The sequence below is a fragment of the Pseudomonas sp. CFBP 13719 genome (assembly GCF_014842095.1).
Taxonomy (GTDB): domain Bacteria; phylum Pseudomonadota; class Gammaproteobacteria; order Pseudomonadales; family Pseudomonadaceae; genus Aquipseudomonas.
The window spans coordinates 187,575-206,650 of record NZ_JACYVB010000001.1; the positions used below are offsets into that span (position 1 = coordinate 187,575).

The window sequence follows — 19,076 nt, forward strand, 5'->3', positions numbered from 1 at the left end:
CTACTTCCTTAACGTGGCGTTCAACCTTTGTTCGAGCGAGGTGAGGATTGTTTGAGTCGTGGCATTCACCTCATCGTCATTAAGAGTGCGCGATGGATGCTGCCAGGTCAAGCCAACAGCCAGGCTTTTTCTATGAGGATCAATGCCTTTACCCTGGTAGACGTCAAACAGCCTGAGGTCCGTAAGCCATTCCCCTGCGTTCTCGCGAATGACCGCGAGCACTGCGCTGGCGGCAACGTCCCGGTCCGCCAGCAGCGCCAGGTCGCGGCGCACTTCGGGGAAGCGCGACAGCTCCTGGAATTTCGGCAGACGACCTTCGGACACTTCGGCAAGCACCAGCTCGAAGACGAAGACAGCGCGATCCAGACCCAGCGACTTCACCAGTTCCGGGTGCAATGCGCCCAGATAACCGACCAACTGACCATCGCGCTCGATCCGCGCGGTCTGGCCAGGATGCAAGGCGGGATGCTGCCCCGGAACGAAGGTGAAGGCATCCAGCGCACCGGCGAAGCCGAGCACAGCTTCCACGTCGGCCTTGACGTCGAAGAAGTCCACAGTCTCGCGACCCTGCGCCCAGCCTTCGGGCAAGCGACTGCCGCAGACCACGCCAGCCAGCATGGGCTCCTGCTTCAAGCCCTCGAGCTGACCTACGAAACGCAGGCCGCTCTCGAACAGGCGCACGCGATCCTGTTGGCGATTGAGGTTGTGCTGCAGGGCCTTGACCAGGCCTGGCCACAGCGACGAGCGCATGGCTGCCATGTCGGCCGAGATCGGGTTGGCCAGCAGCAGCGGCTCGACGCCAGGGCTGAACAGTTCGAACAGCTTGGGATCGATGAAGCTGTAGGTGATAGCTTCCTGGTAACCACGGGCAACCAGCAGGCGGCGCAAGGCCGGCAGGTCGGAACGTGCCTCGGGGGCGGCCTGAGGCGCCAGCCGCGCTTGCGGGTAGCGCACGGGCAGGCGGTTGTAGCCATAGAGACGCGCCAGTTCCTCGATCAGATCGACTTCCAGGCTGATATCGAAGCGATGGCTCGGCACTTCCACGGACCACTGCCCTTCCCCGCTGGCCGTGACACCCAGGCCCAGGCCGGTCAGCAGCCCTTCGATTTCGCGGCTGCCCATCTCCAGGCCCAGCATCTGGCTGACCCGCTCGGCACGCAAGGTGATCGGCGCAATCTGCGGGAGATGTTCCTGGCTGACGTGTTCGACGATCGGACCCGGTTCGCCGCCGGCGATTTCCAGCAATAGCGCGGTCGCACGCTCCATCGCTTCACGGGCCAGGTTCGAATCGACACCACGCTCGAAACGATGGGACGCGTCGGTGTGCAGCCCGTACGAGCGGGCCTTGCCGGCCACCGAGATCGGTTCGAAAAACGCCGCCTCGAGGAACACGTCGCGGGTCTTGGCGGTCACGCCGCTGTTCTCGCCGCCCATGACGCCAGCGATGCCCAGCAGGCGCGCGTGGTCGGCAATGACCAGCGTGTCGCCGCGCAGTGCAACTTCCTGACCGTCGAGCAGGGTGATCTTCTCGCCCTCCTCGGCCATGCGCACACGGATGCCGCCGTCGATTTCGGCAAGGTCGTAGGCATGCATCGGCTGGCCCAGCTCGATCATCACGTAGTTGGTGATGTCTACCGCGGCATCGATGCTGCGCACTTCGCTGCGGCGCAGACGTTCGACCATCCACAGCGGGGTGGCCCTGGACAGGTCGACGTTGCGCACCACACGGCCGAGGAAGCGCGGGCAGGCGGCAGGCGCCGACACGTCCACTGCCAGCACGTCGGCGCTGACCGGGGCTACTGCGGCGATTTCCGGACGGGTCACAGGCGCGGCATAGAGCGCGCCCACTTCCCGCGCCAGGCCTGCCAGCGACAGGCAATCGCCGCGGTTGGGCGTCAGGTCGACCTCGATGCTGGCATCGTCCAAGCCCAGGTACACCCGGAAATCCTCACCCGCTGGAGCATCTGCCGGCAGCTCCATCAGGCCGTCATTGCCTTCGCCAACCTGCAGCTCGGACTGCGAGCAGAGCATGCCGTTGGACTCGACGCCGCGCAGCTTGGCTTTCTTGATCTTGAAATCGCCCGGCAACTGGGCGCCGAGCTTGGCGAACGGAATCTTCAGGCCGGGGCGCACGTTCGGCGCACCGCAAACCACCTGAAAGGTTTCGCTGCCATCGCTGACCTGACACACGCGCAGTTTGTCGGCGTCCGGGTGCTGCTCGGTGGCAAGCACTTCACCCACCACCACGCCGCTGAACTCACCTGCGGCCAGGGTCACACTGTCCACTTCCAGACCTGCCATCGACAGACGTGCAACCAGCTCGTCTCGCGAGGCCTGCGGGCTTACCCAGCCGCGCAGCCATTGTTCACTGAATTTCATCCTGCTCTCCTGAAAGATTCGTTACGGCTAGCGAAATTGCGCGAGGAACCGCAAGTCGTTGTCGAAGAACAGGCGCAAGTCGTTGACGCCGTAACGCAGCATGGCCAGACGTTCTGCGCCCATGCCGAAAGCAAAACCCTGGAACTCTTCGGGGTCGATACCCGACATGCGCAGCACGTTCGGGTGCACCATGCCGCAGCCCAGCACTTCCAGCCAGCCGGTCTGCTTGCAGACTCGGCAGCCCTTACCGCTGCACATCACGCATTGGATATCGACTTCAGCCGAAGGCTCGGTGAAGGGGAAGAACGAGGGGCGGAAGCGTACCGCCAGCTCTTTTTCGAAGAACACCCGCAGGAATTCCTCGATGGTGCCTTTCAAGTCCGCGAAGTTGATGTCGCGGTCGATCAGCAACCCCTCGACCTGATGAAACATCGGCGAGTGGGTGATATCCGAGTCGCAGCGATAGACCCGGCCTGGGCAGACGACCCGGATCGGCGGCTGTTGCGACTCCATGGTCCGCGCCTGCACCGGTGAGGTGTGGGTGCGCAGCAACATGTTTGCATTGAAATAGAAGGTGTCATGCATCGCACGGGCCGGGTGATGGCCTGGGATGTTGAGCGCTTCGAAGTTGTGGTAATCGTCTTCCACCTCAGGGCCTTCGGCGATGCCGTAGCCGATATGGGTGAAAAACTGCTCGATACGCTCCAGCGTCCGGGTGACCGGATGCAGGCCGCCAGTGGTCTGGCCACGGCCAGGCAAGGTGACGTCGATCTGCTCGGCGGCGAGCTTGGCACTCAGTTCGGCTTCTTCGAAAGCCGTCTTGCGCGCATTGAGGACATCTGTGACACGTTCCTTGGCTTCGTTGATCAGCGCGCCCACTTTGGGCCGCTCATCGGCAGGCATGTTGCCCAAGGTCTTCATCACCTGGGTCAGTTCGCCTTTCTTGCCAAGGAATTGAACCCGGATCTGCTCCAGGGCATTGATGTCTTCAGCGTGTTGCACGGCCTCCAAAGCTTGAGAGACCAGCGCATCCAGGTTTTCCATGTACAGACTCCAGATACGAAATAGGGGAAGAGCTTGAAGGCTCTTCCCCTATTCATGACGTTTAACACCCAAGCCCGCCGACGGCAGGCTGAGGTGATTGTCGGGGTACTTAGGCCAGCGAGGCTTTAGCTTTCTCGACAATCGCAGCAAACGCCGCTTTTTCGTTCACTGCCAGATCAGCCAGAACCTTGCGGTCGATCTCGATGGACGCTTTCTTCAGGCCAGCGATGAAACGGCTGTAGGACAGACCGTTAACACGAGCACCGGCGTTGATACGAGCGATCCACAGGGCGCGGAACTGACGTTTTTTCTGACGACGGTCACGGTAGGCGTATTGGCCTGCCTTGATTACCGCTTGCTTGGCAACACGGAATACGCGCGAACGAGCGCCGTAGTAGCCTTTAGCCAGTTTCAGAATTTTCTTGTGACGCTTACGGGCAATGACGCCACGCTTAACACGAGCCATGAGTTAGTCCTCTATCTTTGACCGAAATTAACGAAGGCGCAGCATGCGCTCGACTTTTGCCACGTCAGACGGATGCAGCAAGCTGCTACCGCGCAGTTGACGCTTACGCTTGGTCGACATTTTGGTCAGGATGTGGCTCTTGAAAGCGTGCTTGTGCTTGATGCCGTTAGCGGTTTTCAAGAACCGCTTAGCTGCACCACTTTTGGTTTTCATCTTTGGCATGTTCGGGTACTCCACATTCAATTGATAAACATAACCGCAAGGCCTGCCGTGCCCTGGTGGTTACTTCTTTTTCTTGGGGGCGATGACCATGATCAGCTGGCGTCCTTCCATCTTCGGATGCTGTTCGACGGAACCGTATTCGAGCAGGTCACCTTCGACCCGCTTCAACAGCTCCATACCCAGCTCCTGATGCGCCATCTCACGGCCGCGGAATCGCAAGGATACCTTGGCCCTGTCCCCATCACTCAGGAAACGTACCAGGTTGCGGAGTTTTACCTGGTAATCCCCTTCTTCCGTCCCTGGACGAAACTTGATTTCTTTGACCTGAATCTGTTTCTGGTTCTTCTTCGCCGCGGCAACCTGCTTCTTCTTCTCGAAGATCGATTTGCCGTAGTCCATCACCCGACATACGGGCGGGATGGCGTCAGCGGAGATTTCCACCAGATCCAGCTTCGATTCTTCAGCGATACGAAGCGCTTCATCGATAGAGACGATGCCAATCTGCTCGCCGTCAGCGCCAATTAACCGAACCTCGCGTGCCGAGATATTCTCGTTGATCGGGGCTTTCGGTGCAGCTCGTTTATCTTGTCTCATTTCACGCTTAATAATAATTACTCCGAATCTGGGCGACCACGCCGGGAAACCGCTTGTGCAAGGTACTCGGTGAACTGCGCGATGGGCATGGAGCCCAGGTCAGCGCCTTCACGGGTACGCACAGCGACAGTTTGCGTTTCAACTTCCTTGTCCCCGATGACCAGGAGATAAGGAACCTTGAGCAAAGTATGCTCACGGATTTTAAAGCCGATCTTTTCATTTCTCAAGTCGGACTTGGCACGAAACCCGCTTTCCGTCAGATTTTTTTCGACAAGCTGTACAAAATCGGCTTGTTTATCAGTGATATTCATCACCACTGCCTGTGTCGGCGCCAGCCAGGCCGGGAATGCGCCCTCGTAGTGCTCGATCAGGATCCCGACGAATCGCTCGAACGAACCCAGGATTGCCCGGTGCAGCATCACGGGATGCTTGCGACCGTTGTCTTCGGTGACGTATTCGGCGCCCAGGCGGATCGGCAGGTTGAAATCGAGCTGCAGTGTACCGCATTGCCAGACGCGACCCAGACAATCCTTCAACGAGAATTCGATCTTGGGGCCGTAGAAGGCACCCTCGCCTGGCTGCAGGTCGTAGGGAAGCCCGGCTGCGTCGAGGGCGGCGGCCAAGGCTGACTCGGCGCGATCCCACAACTCGTCGGAACCGACACGCTTTTCAGGACGCGTCGACAGCTTGAGCTGGATGTCCTTGAAGCCGAAGTCGGCGTAGACGTCCATGGTCAGCTTGATGAAGGCAGCGGATTCGGACTGCATCTGCTCTTCGGTGCAGAAGATGTGCGCATCGTCCTGCACGAAGCCACGCACGCGCATGATGCCGTGCAGCGCGCCCGAAGGCTCGTTGCGGTGGCAGGCACCGAACTCGGCCAGGCGCAGCGGCAACTCGCGGTAGCTTTTCAAGCCCTGGTTGAACACCTGCACATGGCACGGGCAGTTCATCGGCTTGATGGCGTAGTCGCGGTTTTCCGACTCCGTGGTGAACATGTTCTCGGCGTAGTTGGCCCAGTGCCCTGATTTCTCCCAGAGGCTGCGGTCCACCACCTGGGGCGTCTTGATTTCCAGGTAGCCGTTCTGCTGCTGGATCTTGCGCATGTACTGCTCGAGCACCTGGTACACGGTCCAGCCGTTGGGGTGCCAGAAGACCATGCCTGGCGCTTCTTCCTGGAGGTGGAACAGGCCCAGGCGCTTGCCGATCTTGCGGTGATCGCGCTTCTCGGCTTCCTCGATGCGCTTGACGTAGGCCGCCAGCTGCTTCTTGTCGGCCCACGCGGTGCCATAGACACGCTGCAGCTGCTCGTTCTTTGCATCGCCGCGCCAGTAGGCACCCGACAGCTTGGTAAGCTTGAAGGATTTCAGAAAACGCGTGTTCGGCACGTGTGGACCGCGGCACATGTCGACGTATTCTTCGTGATAGTACAAGCCCATGGCCTGCTCATCCGGCATGTCTTCGACCAGGCGCAGCTTGTAGTCCTCGCCACGAGCGGTGAACACGTCGATGACTTCGGCACGCGGGGTGACTTTCTTGACCACGTCGTATTCGGTGTCGATCAGCTGCTGCATACGCTGCTCGATCGCCGCCATGTCGTCCGGCGTGAAAGGCCGCTCGTAGGCGATATCGTAGTAGAAGCCTTCTTCGATGACCGGACCGATCACCATGCGCGCAGTCGGGTACAGCTGCTTGACCGCGTGGCCGACCAGGTGGGCGCAGGAGTGGCGAATGATCTCCAGCCCCTCTTCGTCCTTTGGCGTGATGATCTGCAAGGTGGCGTCGGCGCTGATCAGGTCACAGGCATCGACCAGTTGGCCGTTGACCTTGCCGGCAACGGTGGCCTTGGCCAGGCCGGCGCCGATGGACGCGGCGACCTCGGCGACCGAAACCGGGTGATCGAACGAACGCTGACTGCCGTCGGGAAGAGTAATGGTGGGCATGGCGCCTCCTCTCCTAGTGGTGACCCCTACCAAAGGTCACATGGGTTGGGATGAGCCAGTACGCGATTCGCCCGGTATGCCCGCCTTACGTTGGCAGGAGCCTTGCGGCCGACCGGAATACGAACCAGAGTGACTGGAGCAATCGAAAAAGGTGAATCCCGCGCCTCGGTGCCTACTCAAGGCAGCGCCGAACGCAGGGCCGAACATCCTAGCACAGAAGATGCGTCGACTTGGTGCGTCATGTGCACGATACGGCAACTGGGCCATTGGCTGAACTTGCTGCCCTCTTCACCCCTCAGATGAGATGAGTCAAAACCGCCTGAGAACAAGGAGCTATTCATTATGGGTCTCAAACGACTTCTTCCCCTGAGTGCCTGCCTGGCCCTGGTGCTTCCATTCGCGGCCCAGGCTGCCGCGCTGTCCGCCGATGCCAAGGCCGAGTACACCGCCCAGTGCCAGGCTGCGGCCGTGAAGCAAGGCGTGGATGCCGCCAAGGCGCAGGCACACTGCAGCTGCGGCGCGAAAGTGATCGAGGAGAAATTCAGCAAGGCCGAGATCGACCAGCTCACCAACAAACAGGTAGAGCCGCCAATGGCTCTGCGCCAGAAGCTGATGAAGGAAGTGCTGGTTTGCAATAACCAGTAGTCCTGGCAGAGGCGATGCAGGACTGCCCCAAGGGACGTCAACGGCGTTCTTGGGGTCGACCGCTTCGGTCAAGCGAATCATGCACGACGGAATGCGGTTTTTTTTTAAAACATTTTTCAGCTGCAAACCTCAATGAAATAAGGGGCTTAGCAGTTTCAGACAGGTCAATTTGCGACAACTTTGGTTCTTGACCCAATCAAAAGGGGTTCACAGTCCAGGTTTTGGACTATGATAGGCCCCGTGTGCCCAGTTGGCCTGAGCAGCACAGCACTACTGAATATTATGTTTCTTGGAGATTCACCATGTCTAATCGCCAGACCGGCACCGTAAAATGGTTCAACGATGAGAAAGGCTTCGGCTTCATCACTCCTTCAGGTGGCGGTGACGACCTGTTCGTACACTTCAAAGCTATCGAATCCGACGGTTTCAAAAGCCTGAAAGAAGGCCAGACCGTTTCGTTCGTGGCTGAGAAAGGCCAAAAGGGCATGCAAGCTGCTCAAGTTCGCCCAGAGTAATCTCGGCAACTGAAAAAACCCGTCCATGTGACGGGTTTTTTTTCGCCTGCGATTCGTGTCGAGTGAAGCGTCTGCTCAGCCGCAGTTGACGCGAGTGATCTGGCCGCTGTCATCGGCGTTGAGGTTGAGGCGGTCGGAACGGTATTCCAGGGTTACCATGTCGTGCGGGCGCAGGACACGGGCCACCTGTGCGCCAGCCTTGACCCTGGCCTGTTCGAGCAGGTCTGCGGAAACCGGCTTGCCAACGGTATAGCGTGCGCCATCAGCGTTGCAGCGCCCGTCGAATGAAGGGGCGGCAGCGGCAGACTGTCCGGTCGAGGTTCCGGATGTAGAACAGCCCGTTACAGCCAGGGTTGCCATCAGGATCAACAAGGTCTTGCGCGGGAAAGGCATGCAGCCTCCTCTTTTCAGTGGTTTTTCAGTAAGTAAGGTTGTGCGACCGCCTGTAGCCAATTTGGTTGCACCTTGGCCTAGTCTGCCCGAGCATAACGTCACGCGGTGTCAGAGAAATCGTCACCGGATGTGTGTTCGCCGGTCAGTACAGGTCGATGTAGTCGGACCGGGGCACCGGCCAGTGGGTCTGCAGAGCGGTGTGGATCTGCTTCACCCAGGTGGCGTCGGATGCCGCAGCAGCGCCTACGTAACCGGATCCGGCGGCCCAGGTTTCCAGGCGGAAGCATAGGCCCTCTATATCCGTGCCCCCCACCGCCTCGGTGGAGAGGAAGGCAATGCCGTCACGGGTCACGCGCAGCTGGTTGTGGATGGCCGGATTGCCCGAGGCGATCAGGGCACGGACCGCGTACAGGGTGAGTGAGTCGCTTTGTTTGAGGTCGATTTGCACATGAGCCTCCATGCCGAAGAATTGACCGAAGTTTGACACGCACCCTGCCATCTGCCCAAGGGCCGGTGTAATGCGTTGGCGAAAATGCTTTACTTGGCCACGTGGAGCGAACGTCGTTCGCTCGTGACCGTTGGCGAGAGCAACATGGCAAACGTATCAATCAAGGCGGACATCAAGGTCCAGTGGCCTCAGGGCCAGAGCTCCTTCAGCCCCGGTACGCCCGAGGAGCTGGCGATCATCGGCGTCGACGTGCTGGTCAAGGCATTGGGCACCGATGCGGCGCGCAGCTTCGTCATGCAGGTGTTCGAGCGTTACGCCCACGAACACGTGGCAGCGACGGGCAATACCGTGGCGCATCCCTTGAAGAACGTGCCCACTCCATAGCCCGTGACGCACCGGCGCTTCGGCCGGTCAGGGCAGACGCTGCAGGCGTTGGGTCAGCAGATCGAAAAAGCCCTGTGCATTCCCCTCGTTCACCCAGAACACGTTGGCCGGCTGCTCGAGCGTACCGTACCAGTCGGCCACGGTCTGGCCGAAGCTCGGGCCCTCCCGGCTGTCGATGGTCAGGTTGACCTTGCGCCTGCTGAACAGCTCTGGCGCCAGCAGATAGGCAATCACGCTGGCATCGTGAACCGGGCCGCCGGGCAGTCCGTAGTGCTCCATGTCGGCCTTCACGTACGCCTGCAGGATATCCACCACCCGCGGCCCGGCCTTGTTCTGCAAGGCAGCCAACTGCTGCAGGCGCGCCGGGCTGGTCAGAACCTTGTGAGTGACATCCAGTGGCACGTAGGTGAGCTTGACGCCGCTGGCCAGTACCACCTGGGCGGCGTGAGGGTCTGCGAACAGGTTGAACTCGGCCACCGGGGTGATATTGCCGCCATTGAAGTGCGCGCCCCCCATGACGATCACTTCCTTTATGCCCTGGGTGATGCCGGGCGCCTGGATCAAAGCCAGCGCCAGGTTGGTCTGTGGCCCCAACATCGCCAGGGTGATGCTGTGGGGTTCGGCATTGCTCAAGGTATCGATCAAATACTGCACCGCGTTGCCCTCGGCCAGCCCTTTGCTCGGCTCATGCACGGCGATACCAGGCACGCCCTCCTCACCATGCACGTTGGCGGCATAGATCGGCTCGCGGACCAGCGGCTTGGGTGCACCGGCATAGACCGGCACATCTTCGCGACCCGCCCACTCACGGGCCAGGCGTGCGTTTCGCGAGGTCTTGTCGAGGCGCACGTTGCCGGCCACGGTCGTGAGGGCGCGGACGTTGATCTCCTCGGGCGAAGCCAGGGCCAGCAGCAAGGCGACGACATCGTCGGCGCCGGGGTCGGTGTCGATGATCAGATCGATCTTGTCGGCCGCCGTGGCGGCAGCGCTGGTCAGCAGGGCCATCAATGAAAATCCTCGAAGCAGGGTCAGCAGGGAACGTTGCATGTTGCACTCCTTGTGCTCAGTGGTAAGTCTAGAAAGTGACGCCCGCCAACAGGGCGATATTGCTGTAGGGCTGGCATTCGCCAGTGCGCACGATGGCGCGAGCGTTCCGCGACAGCTCCTTGAACCGCGCATGGCTGACCGACTGGCGCACACCGAGGGCGCCCTGCTCGTGCAACTGCTGGATTCGCGCCGACGCCGGCGGCAGCACCTGCAGCATCTCCTCGGCGATCACGTGGCTTTCCACCTGCATTTCGCTGAGCAGCACGTCCAGCGTGCTGATGAAGCTGGGAATGCCTGGCGTCAAGGCCAGATCGATCAAGGGCACGCCCGGTGGTACCGGCAAACCGGCATCGCCGATCACGACGATATCGCCATGGCCAAGGGACGCAACCAGTTGCGAAAGCGATATGTTCAACAAGGCGGTCTTTTTCACGATGCAACCTGCTCCACTTGCGCCAGGGTCGGGATGGAAGGCTGGGCGCCGGCGCGGGTGACCGACAGTGCAGCGGCGGCCTGGCCGAACGCAATGGCCTGTGACTCGTCCAGGCCTCTGGCCAGCGCCGCGGCAAAGCCACCGACGAACGTATCGCCAGCCGCCGTGGTATCCACCGCCTGCACCTTGCGTCCAGGATAATGCCGGGGCTGCGCGCCGTCGGCAAACAGCAGGCCCTGCTCACCCAGGGTGATGAGCACCTTGCCGGCGCCGGCCTGGCGCAGAAGACTGGCCGCCTGCTCGGCCTCGGCCACCGAGCTGACGCTCAGGCCGGTGAGCGCCTGAGTTTCGGTTTCGTTGGGGATCAAATAATCGACCCAGCCCAGCCATTGCTGCGGTAACGGCCCGCTGACCGGCGCCGGATTGAGAATGACCGTCTTGCCTGCTTCGTGAGCGCGCTGCAAGGCGAAAGCCACCACGTCATAGGGGATTTCCAGCTGGCACACCACCACATCGGCGCCCAGCAGCAGGCGATCGAAACGCTCGATGTCGGCGCAGTCGAGCTGGCCGTTGCCGCCCGCGACAATGACGATCGCATTCTGGCTGTTGGCATCGACCACGATCATCGCGATCCCGGTCGCCACGGCCTCAGCCACCCGCACGCCCTGGCAGTCGATGCCTTCATCGGCCAGCGCCTGGCGCAGCGCCTGGCCATAGGCGTCGGCGCCGACGCAGCCGATCATCGCCACTTGCCCGCCCAACCGCGCGGCCGCGACTGCCTGGTTGGCGCCCTTGCCGCCCGGCACCGTCGCGAAGGACTGGCCCAGCAGGGTTTCTCCCGCCTGCGGCAAACGCTCGGCCTGTGCCACCAGGTCCATGTTCAGACTGCCTATTACCAATACGTTTGCTTGCATCATCTACCACTCTCAGCGCAATTCATGGGAAAGACCGGCGTATCGCGCCGTGGACTCGCGCACCACGATCTGTGGCGCGATGACCTGTTGCGTCGCAGCTGCACCGGCCGCTCCGGCGATGCGGGCCAGAAGCCGCTCGGCAGCGACCTCGCCCAATTCGCCGATACGCTGGCCGACGGTGGTCAGGGCCGGATAAACATAGCGACTGAGCTGGATATCGTCGAAACCGATGACCGACAGCTGTTCGGGCACCCGGATACCACGCTCGGCGGCCGCGCGCAGCACGCCCAGGCCGATCATGTCGTTGGCGGCAAAGATCGCCGTGGGCGCCGATCCCGCCAGCAGCTTGACCGCCGCACGGTAGCCACCCGGACTGGTGAAATCGCTGTGCAGGACATGCTTGGGCGCGGGTTGCACGGCGTACTCGGCGAGCGCACGACGGTAGCCGTCCAGGCGCAGCTGCGCCACGTGGGTATGTTGCGGCCCGCTGATGCAGGCAATGGCGCGATGGCCCAACTCGAGCAGATGCCGGGTGGCCAGGTAGCCACCCTGCTCATGATCGATGCACACAAGGTCCGCTGCCACCTGCTGCAGGCCACGGTCGACGATGACCATGGGCGTTCTGACCGCCGCGAGCATATCGGTCAGCGCGGCATCGCCGCCCACCGAGGCGAAGACGATACCATCGACGCGCTTCTCCAACAGCACGCGCAGGTAGTTGCGCTGTTTCTGCGGATCGTCGTCGCAGTTGCAGAGGATCACGCAGTAGCCGTTGCGTTCGCAGCAGTCCTCGATACCGCGCGCAAGTTCGGCGAAATACGGGTTGACGCTGTTGGGCACCAACAAGCCGATGGTCGCTGTGCTGCGCGCTTTCAAGGAACGCGCCACCGCACTGGGAACGTAGTTGAGCTCGGCGATCGCCGACTCGACCTTGCGCCGCACGTGTGCGCTGACCGGCCGGCTGTTGTTCACGACGTGCGAAACAGTGGTGTAGGAGATACCGGCGCGCGCCGCCACGTCCTTGATGGTCGCCATGCTAGCCCCGCTTGCGCGCGCGTTGGCTGCGGTAAGTGTCGAGCACCACGGCGATGACGATCACCGCGCCGGTAATGATGCGCTTGGTCGGCTCGGTTGCGCCGATCTGCGCCAGGCCGGCCGCCAGCACGGAAATGATCAGCACGCCGAAAAAGGTGCTGATGACCGAGCCGCGCCCGCCCATCAAGCTTGTTCCGCCGATCACCACGGCGGCGATCACCTGCAGTTCCAGGCCAGCGCCGGCATTCGGGTCGGCCGCCTCCAGCCGGGATATCTGGAACAGCGCGGCCACGCCCGCCAGCAGGCCCATGAGGGAGAACACCAGCACCTTGTAGGGCTTGGGGTTGATGCCGGCCAGGCGCACGGCTTCTTCGTTGGTACCGATGCCGATCAGGTAGCGGCCAAAGACGGTACGGGTCAGAGTCAGGTGCGCGATGGCGATCACACCCAGGGCGATCAGGAACGAGGGTGCGATGCCGAACGCTACCGGGTCCGACAGCCAGGCGAAGGCATCGCCGATATAGGCGGTGCGCGAATCGGTCATCTGGTAAGCGACCCCGCGGGCCATTTCCAGCACGCCCAGGGAGACGATGAACGACGGAATGCGCCAGGCCACGGTGATCGAGCCGGTGATGGTGCCGGCGAGTGCTGCGCAACCCATGCCGAGCAGGGCTGCGGGCAATACGCTCCAGCCCCAGCCGAGAATCGCCACACTCACCGCCGAGGCCGCCAGCGCCAGCACCGACCCCACCGACAGGTCGATGCCGCCGATGATCAGCACGAAGGTCATGCCCACCGCCAGCACCATGAGGTCGGGGATCTGGTTGGCGATGGTGCTGAAGGTGCTGTACGAGAGGAAATGGCTGCTGAGCAGGGAGAACAGCACGATCATGGCCAGCAATGCGCCAGCCAGGCCCAGGTAGGTGCCAAGGCCCAGATAAGTGCCGCCGGTTTTTGCGCCGGGCGTGTCTTTGAGCAGTGTCGAAGTTTTCATGCAGGGGTCCTTGCTGCAGGCTCGGCCAGCAGCGCATCGCGTTTTTGATAACCGGCGAACGCGGCGGCCAGCAATTCATCCTGGCTCCAGTGTTCGCGCTCGAAGGTGTCGATCAGGCGGCCCGCCGAGAGGACTGCGATGCGATCGCAGATCAGCATCAGCTCGCGCAGGTCGCTGGACACCACGACCAGTGCCTTGCCTTGGCGGGTGAGCTCGCCCAGCAGGGCGTAGATGTCGAACTTGGCACCTACGTCGATGCCGCGGGTCGGCTCGTCGAACAGCAGCACATTGCAGTCACGCTCCAGCCAGCGGCCGATCACCACCTTCTGCTGATTGCCGCCGGAAAGCTCGGCGACCGTCTGCGCCGGGCTGGAGCTGCGGATGCGCATGGCCTCGATCTGGCGTTGGGCCAAGGCTCGTTCGGCCTTGCTATCGACGATGCCGGCCGCAGAAATCGCCGGCATGTTGCCCAGGGCAATATTGGCGCTGATCGACTGCGACAGCAGCAGGCCTTCGCCCTTGCGGTCTTCGGTGATCAGTGCGATACCGTGGGCAACGGCATCGGCAGGGCTGCGAATGCTCACTGGCACGGGCGGCTGGCCGATCGCAACGGTACCGGCATCGCTGGCATCGGCGCCGAAGATCAGCCTGAGCAGTTCGGTACGCCCTGCCCCGATCAATCCGGAAATACCGAAGATCTCGCCCTGGCGCACCTCGAAGGATACGTCCTTGACCTTGTCGCCACGGGTCATGCCCTGCACCTTGAACATCGGCGCGCCGATGCGTCGCTCGCCCAGGTCGATACGCTCGCCCAGCTCGCGCCCGACCATGAGGTTCACCAGTTGCTCGCTGTCGTAGCGCGCCATCGGTTCGACACACACCAGCCGTCCATCGCGCAGCACGGCGATGCGTTGGGCGACCTGCGCCAGTTCTTCCAGACGGTGGGAAATGTAGATGATCGACACCCCGCGTTCGCGCAGCCGCAGGATCTGCGCAAACAGCATGTCGACCTCGCGCGCGGTGAGCATGGCGGTGGGTTCGTCGAGCACCAGCACCTGGCAGTCGCCGATCAGGTTGCGGGCGATTTCGACCATTTGCTGATGGCCGATGCCCAGATCGCTGACCAGGGTGTCCGGGTCGATGGCATCCAGGCCCACCTGTGCCATGGCCTGGCGGGCCTGTTCACGCAGGCGTCGACGGTCGATCCATCCAGCGCGACTGGGCAGGTCATGGAGGAACAGGTTTTCCGCGACGGTCAGGGTAGGCAGCAGGTTGAGTTCCTGCATGACCATGCGCACCCCGCCGCGCTCGGCTGCGGTGCGACTGCCCGGCAGCCATGGCTGGCCCTGGAACTGCATCTGACCGGTGGTGGGTGCTTCCAGACCACCGATTATCTTCGACAGCGTGCTTTTGCCCGCGCCGTTCTCGCCGGTCAAGGCCAGCACTTCGCCGCGGTGCAACTCAAGATCGATGTCCCACAGCACCGGCTGGGCATAGGTCTTGCCGATGCCGCTGACCGACAGCACTACGTTGGATGTCATAGGTTTCTCCAGGCACACCTGCGGGCGACAGGCCGGCACTGGCCGGACCTGCCGCGAGGTGCACTGCATCAAGGCTTGGTGACGAGCTCGACCGGGGTCTGGATGACACCGTTGGCGTCGACGTCGAGCTTGTCGCCCTTGACCAGCGCCAGGGCATTCTGGATGCCGAACACCGCCTGGCGAGCGGCGAACTGGTCGGCCGTGGCCAGGATGCGGCCGTCTTTCAGCATCGGCTTGATGGCATTGATGTTGTCGTAGCCGACCACCTGGACCTTACCCGCCTTGCCGGCGGCGCGCACTGCAGACACCGCGCCCAGCGCCATGCTGTCGTTGCCGGCCAGCAGGGCCTTGAGGTCCGGGTACTCGTTGAGCATGGCCGAAGCGACAGCATTGCCCTTGTCGATTTCCCAGTTACCCGACTGCACCGAGACGATGTTCATCTGCGCCGCTTGCATGGCGTCCTTGAAACCGGCGGTGCGCATCTGCGCGTTGGTGGTGGTCGGTACGCCTTCGATGATGCCGACCTGGTCGCCGGCGCTCAGGCGGGTGGCCAGATAATCACCCACCAACTTGGCGCCCTTGCGGTTGTCGGGGCCCACGAACGGTACGGTGATACCTTTGCTTTTCAGCACCCCGGCATCTAGCTGGTTGTCGATGTTGACGACCTTGATGCCAGCATCCATGGCTTTCTTGATGATGGGTACCAGCGCCTTGGAGTCTGCCGGCGCAATGACCAGTGCGTCGACCTTGGCGACGATCATCTGCTCGACGATACGGATCTGGTTGGCGGTGTCGGACTCGTCCTTGATGCCGTTGGAGACCAGATCGAAATCGGCAGCATGCTCTTTCTGGTAGCTTTTGGCGCCGTCTTCCATGGTCAGGAAGAATTCGTTGGCCAGGGACTTCATGACCAGCGCGACCTTGGGCTTCTGGGTATCGGCAAAAGAGGATTGCAACGGGGCGATGGCGCCGATGGCAGCCATCAGGGAGACAGCGAGCAGGCGTCCGGCGAAGGGCAGCTTCATGGGGTTACTCCGATCTTATGATTGTTTTCGAGCGCAGCCTGCGGAAACCCGCAAACGTTTGCGTGAGAGGAACTATGGTCAGGGATCGGGGAATTGTCAATCGGTGCCGAGCGCTGTAGCGCGGGTCATCACAGCGCCCACTCGGGGCGGGCAGAAACACGGCAGGTTACAACTGCAGGAAACCCACCCCTGATTCCTGTTTATCGGTACTGCCATGACTGACTCTGCTGCTCATACCATCCATGCTGCAACCCCTGCCCTGCGCTGCTTCGACGGCCGGGCGCGAGTGCTGCGCGACATCTCCTACCACCGCGACCAAGCGGGTCCCGCACAAGCCCGCATCACCCGTTACAGCCATGACGCCGGCGGACAAATGATCAGCAGTATCGATCCGCGCCTTCACGCAGCCCAGGCCGAGCGTCCCGAAATGGCCGCCAACCTGGTACAGGTGCGCAGCTTGACCGGTCGATGCCTGTACATCCGCAGTGTCGATGCCGGCAACACGCGAACGCTGTACGACGCCTGTGGCCGCGAGGCGATGACTTGGCAGGCCAACGGTGTCGAGCAGACGCGCTGCTACGAAACGGCGCCTCTCCCCGGCCGGCTGCTATCAATCCGTGAACGCTCTGCCCAACAAGCCTTTCGCACCGCCGAGCGCTGGCAATGGGCGGGCGTTGACGCAGAGGCCAAAGCGTTCAACCTGGCCGGCCATTGCCAGACACGTTTCGACAGCGCCGGCAGACACGTCGTGCAAGCGCGCAGCCTGCTCGGTGCAATCGCCGGCGAGACCCTGCAACTGCTCGCAGGTCACACCGAATGTGACTGGGCGCAGGACGATACCCAAGGCGAGGCGCGGTGCCTGGAACCGCAAAGTCTGACCAGTACGGTGAGCTTCGATGCCTGCGGCGCAATCATCGCCAGCGAGGATGCCAGGGGCCATCGGCAACGCCATGGCCATGACCGTTGCGGGCAGTACCGGGCCAGTTGGGTCACTCGCAATGGCGGCTTGGAGACGCCGGTGGTGCTGGACGTGAGTTACGCCGCTGGGGGGCAGAAAGAAGTCGAGCGGCATGCCAACGGTGTCGTCATCACCCATACCTATGCAGCCGACACCCAACGCCTGGCCGGCATGCGTACCCACCGCGCCAGCGACCACCAGACCTTGCAGGAGCTGCGCTACCGGTATGACCCGACCGGCCGGGTGACTCAGGTGCGCAACGAAGCGGAGCAGACACGCTTCTGGCGCAATCAGAGAATCGATCCGCAGCAGGACTACCGTTACGACTCGCTGTCGCAGTTGATCCTGGCCAGCGGTCGGCAGATGGCCGCACTCGGCCAGATGCAGAGCAACCTGCCCTCTGCGCTGCCCGTCGACACCCGCGCCTACGCCTCATACCAGCGTCGCTATGCGTACGACGAGGCCGGCAACCTGCTGAGCATTCGGCACACCGTGCCAACAACCAATGCCGGCTACACCGTCAGGCTTACGACTTCGGCGTGCAGCAACCGGGCCGTGTTGAGCAGCGTGTGCGATGACCCGGCACTGATCGATCGCCAGTTCGATGCCGCCGGGCAGCAACGCGCACTGGACGGCGCCCAATCTACAGCCTGGAACAATCGTATGCAGCTGGCCAGCGTGACACGCGCCGGGGCAGGCACCGAGCACTACCTCTACGGCCAGCAGCACCAACGACTGCGCAAGACCCATGCGCAGGGAAGTACGTGCTACCTGCCGGGGTTGGAGTTGCGCCAGCAGGACGGCCAGACCCTGCATTGCCTCAAGGTGGGCGAACATATTCGCTTGCTGCACTGGCCTGACGGCAGCCCCGAGGGCCTGGCCAACGACCAGTTGCGCTACAGCTACACCGACCTGCTGGGCAGTCATGGCCTGGAACTCGATGGCGACGGCCAGGTAATCAGCCGCGAGGAATTCTTCCCGTTCGGCGCCACGGCGGTCTGGGCCTGCCGCAACCAGGTCGAGGCGAGCTACAAGACCCTCCGTTACTCGGGCAAGGAACGCGACGACACCGGTCTCTACTACTATGGCTACCGCTACTATCAGCCCTGGGCCGGACGCTGGCTGAGCGCCGATCCGGCGGGGACGGTGGATGGGCTCAATCTGTATGCCATGGTGCGCAACTCGCCGTCGTCTGCAGTGGATGACGATGGCCGAATGTTGCGCGCCGTGTTCAAGGGCGGAGTCGGCGCAGCCGGGATCAGCTACGAGGCGTACAAGTACCACGAACGTCAGTCGCAAGCGCCAGCACAGCCAGCCGCCACTCCGATAAACGCCTCCATGGGCGACCGGCGAGCGGACAATGCCATTGGCAAGGTCCAGCGGATGAAGGAACAATTCAGCCCTGGGCAACAGATTCTGAACAGTGCCAAGGGCCGTGCGGAGACGGCGGATCACCTCGCGCACGGGCAGCTGCCAGGCGTCAATGCAGTGCTCAAGGGCGCTGAAGGTGTCGGCACCGTCGTCGAATTCAGCCAGACCGGCGACCTTTCGCAAATCAGCAAAGCGCCTCTGGCGGGGGCTATTGCCACGGATGCGGTGAACGGCGTTGCCCACAGCATCAAGGCCACTATCAAAAACACCCAGAAAGCCGTGCAAGGCACTGCCGAGCTGGCAACGCTTTCCGATACCAAGGCCGAGGAACTGCAAGCGTCACTGCACGACCTGCAGGAGCTGACGCAAGACAAGCTGATCACCGGCCTGTCGTTCGGCGCCACGGTAAAGGCAGGCCTGGACGGCGCTGCTGCGGTGGTGCCGCATCCAGTAGCGAAGTTCGGACTCAAGGTATTGTCGACGGCATGGACCGTGACCGGTGTGGTGCATGGCGCGGAGGAGCTCGGAGAGATTGCCAAGACTCATGAGGATCTGCTTGCGAGCAAGACCGGTGAAAACCTCATGGGGCAGATGAAGACGGTCAATGCGTCGAATCGCACGGGGATCATGGACCGTGTCAAGCAGAGCTATGGTCTCTCGGGTAATCCATAACGTCAGCTCGCCGCCTGTGCCAATAGCCTCTGGCCGCGACGTTTTGCCACTCAACT

The 19,076-nt window shown here is 62.1% G+C and carries 19 protein-coding genes; 4 read left to right on the forward strand and 15 right to left on the reverse strand.

All coding sequences use genetic code 11. The features are described 5' to 3' along the window. From pheT to thrS, 6 genes are all read right to left on the reverse strand, one after another. Entirely contained in the window at nucleotides 1-2,379 is a 2,379-nt protein-coding gene (gene pheT, locus IFT57_RS01000) for a phenylalanine--tRNA ligase subunit beta (protein ID WP_192149996.1), read from the reverse strand. A gap of 27 nt (nucleotides 2,380-2,406) precedes the next feature. Beyond that, nucleotides 2,407-3,423 (reverse strand): phenylalanine--tRNA ligase subunit alpha, encoded by a 1,017-nt coding sequence (gene pheS, locus IFT57_RS01005; RefSeq protein WP_122478722.1) that lies wholly within the window; start codon nucleotides 3,421-3,423, stop codon nucleotides 2,407-2,409. 109 nt (nucleotides 3,424-3,532) lie between these two features. Next, nucleotides 3,533-3,889 carry a 50S ribosomal protein L20 gene (gene rplT, locus IFT57_RS01010; RefSeq protein WP_043188388.1) on the reverse strand — a complete coding sequence of 119 codons (357 nt, stop codon included), beginning with the start codon at nucleotides 3,887-3,889 and terminating at the stop codon, nucleotides 3,533-3,535. A 27-nt stretch (nucleotides 3,890-3,916) separates the two neighbouring features. Then, the gene (rpmI, locus tag IFT57_RS01015; RefSeq protein WP_002553160.1) at nucleotides 3,917-4,111 is read right to left on the reverse strand and encodes a 50S ribosomal protein L35; all 195 of its coding nucleotides are present in this window, start codon (nucleotides 4,109-4,111) and stop codon (nucleotides 3,917-3,919) included. A 60-nt stretch (nucleotides 4,112-4,171) separates the two neighbouring features. Then, nucleotides 4,172-4,723: a translation initiation factor IF-3 gene (infC, locus tag IFT57_RS01020; protein ID WP_172979313.1), complete on the reverse strand. Its 552-nt coding sequence runs from the start codon at nucleotides 4,721-4,723 to the stop codon at nucleotides 4,172-4,174. Continuing rightward, nucleotides 4,723-6,645, reverse strand: coding sequence for a threonine--tRNA ligase (gene thrS / locus IFT57_RS01025; protein ID WP_192149998.1), 1,923 nt, complete (start codon nucleotides 6,643-6,645; stop codon nucleotides 4,723-4,725). Before thrS ends, infC begins: the two co-directional genes overlap by 1 nt. A gap of 342 nt (nucleotides 6,646-6,987) precedes the next feature. Here thrS and IFT57_RS01030 point away from each other — a divergent pair, with 342 nt between their 5' ends. Both IFT57_RS01030 and IFT57_RS01035 read left to right on the forward strand, forming a co-directional pair. Continuing rightward, nucleotides 6,988-7,290, forward strand: a complete 303-nt coding sequence (locus tag IFT57_RS01030) for a hypothetical protein (RefSeq protein ID WP_122796825.1) — start codon at nucleotides 6,988-6,990, stop codon at nucleotides 7,288-7,290. A 302-nt stretch (nucleotides 7,291-7,592) separates the two neighbouring features. Then, nucleotides 7,593-7,805, forward strand: a complete 213-nt coding sequence (locus IFT57_RS01035; protein ID WP_122478726.1) for a cold-shock protein — start codon at nucleotides 7,593-7,595, stop codon at nucleotides 7,803-7,805. Between the two features lie 75 nt (nucleotides 7,806-7,880). Here IFT57_RS01035 and IFT57_RS01040 read toward each other — a convergent pair whose 3' ends face one another. Beyond that, nucleotides 7,881-8,198 (reverse strand): I78 family peptidase inhibitor, encoded by a 318-nt coding sequence (locus tag IFT57_RS01040; RefSeq protein ID WP_192150000.1) that lies wholly within the window; start codon nucleotides 8,196-8,198, stop codon nucleotides 7,881-7,883. A gap of 142 nt (nucleotides 8,199-8,340) precedes the next feature. Further along, entirely contained in the window at nucleotides 8,341-8,646 is a 306-nt protein-coding gene (locus IFT57_RS01045; RefSeq protein ID WP_192150824.1) for a hypothetical protein, read from the reverse strand. A gap of 144 nt (nucleotides 8,647-8,790) precedes the next feature. Between IFT57_RS01045 and IFT57_RS01050 the strand changes: the two genes are divergently transcribed. Next, nucleotides 8,791-9,030 (forward strand): hypothetical protein, encoded by a 240-nt coding sequence (locus IFT57_RS01050; protein WP_122479686.1) that lies wholly within the window; start codon nucleotides 8,791-8,793, stop codon nucleotides 9,028-9,030. Between the two features lie 27 nt (nucleotides 9,031-9,057). On the opposite strand, the gene IFT57_RS01055 is transcribed toward IFT57_RS01050, so the two are convergent. From IFT57_RS01055 to IFT57_RS01085, 7 genes are all read right to left on the reverse strand, one after another. Next, on the reverse strand, nucleotides 9,058-10,077 hold the full coding sequence (locus tag IFT57_RS01055) for a nucleoside hydrolase (protein WP_192150002.1): 1,020 nt from the start codon (nucleotides 10,075-10,077) through the stop codon (nucleotides 9,058-9,060). A 28-nt stretch (nucleotides 10,078-10,105) separates the two neighbouring features. Continuing rightward, complete coding sequence (gene rbsD / locus IFT57_RS01060; RefSeq protein ID WP_192054199.1) at nucleotides 10,106-10,510, reverse strand: D-ribose pyranase; 405 nt, start codon at nucleotides 10,508-10,510, stop codon at nucleotides 10,106-10,108. Beyond that, entirely contained in the window at nucleotides 10,507-11,424 is a 918-nt protein-coding gene (gene rbsK / locus IFT57_RS01065) for a ribokinase (protein ID WP_192150826.1), read from the reverse strand. The genes rbsD and rbsK overlap by 4 nt, the downstream gene beginning before the upstream one ends. Nucleotides 11,425-11,436: 12 nt before the next feature. Continuing rightward, nucleotides 11,437-12,459: a LacI family DNA-binding transcriptional regulator gene (locus IFT57_RS01070; RefSeq protein ID WP_192150004.1), complete on the reverse strand. Its 1,023-nt coding sequence runs from the start codon at nucleotides 12,457-12,459 to the stop codon at nucleotides 11,437-11,439. A 1-nt stretch (nucleotide 12,460) separates the two neighbouring features. Next, nucleotides 12,461-13,453 carry an ABC transporter permease gene (locus IFT57_RS01075; RefSeq protein WP_192150006.1) on the reverse strand — a complete coding sequence of 331 codons (993 nt, stop codon included), beginning with the start codon at nucleotides 13,451-13,453 and terminating at the stop codon, nucleotides 12,461-12,463. Further along, complete coding sequence (locus IFT57_RS01080; RefSeq protein WP_192150008.1) at nucleotides 13,450-14,994, reverse strand: sugar ABC transporter ATP-binding protein; 1,545 nt, start codon at nucleotides 14,992-14,994, stop codon at nucleotides 13,450-13,452. Before IFT57_RS01080 ends, IFT57_RS01075 begins: the two co-directional genes overlap by 4 nt. Nucleotides 14,995-15,062: 68 nt before the next feature. After that, a complete protein-coding gene (locus IFT57_RS01085) occupies nucleotides 15,063-16,019 on the reverse strand; it encodes a sugar ABC transporter substrate-binding protein (RefSeq protein WP_192150010.1) in 957 nt (318 codons plus the stop codon). Nucleotides 16,020-16,233: 214 nt separating this feature from the next. On the opposite strand from IFT57_RS01085, the gene IFT57_RS01090 reads away from it, so the two are divergent. After that, complete coding sequence (locus IFT57_RS01090) at nucleotides 16,234-19,020, forward strand: RHS repeat domain-containing protein (RefSeq protein ID WP_192150012.1); 2,787 nt, start codon at nucleotides 16,234-16,236, stop codon at nucleotides 19,018-19,020. Nucleotides 19,021-19,076 lie beyond the last annotated feature (56 nt).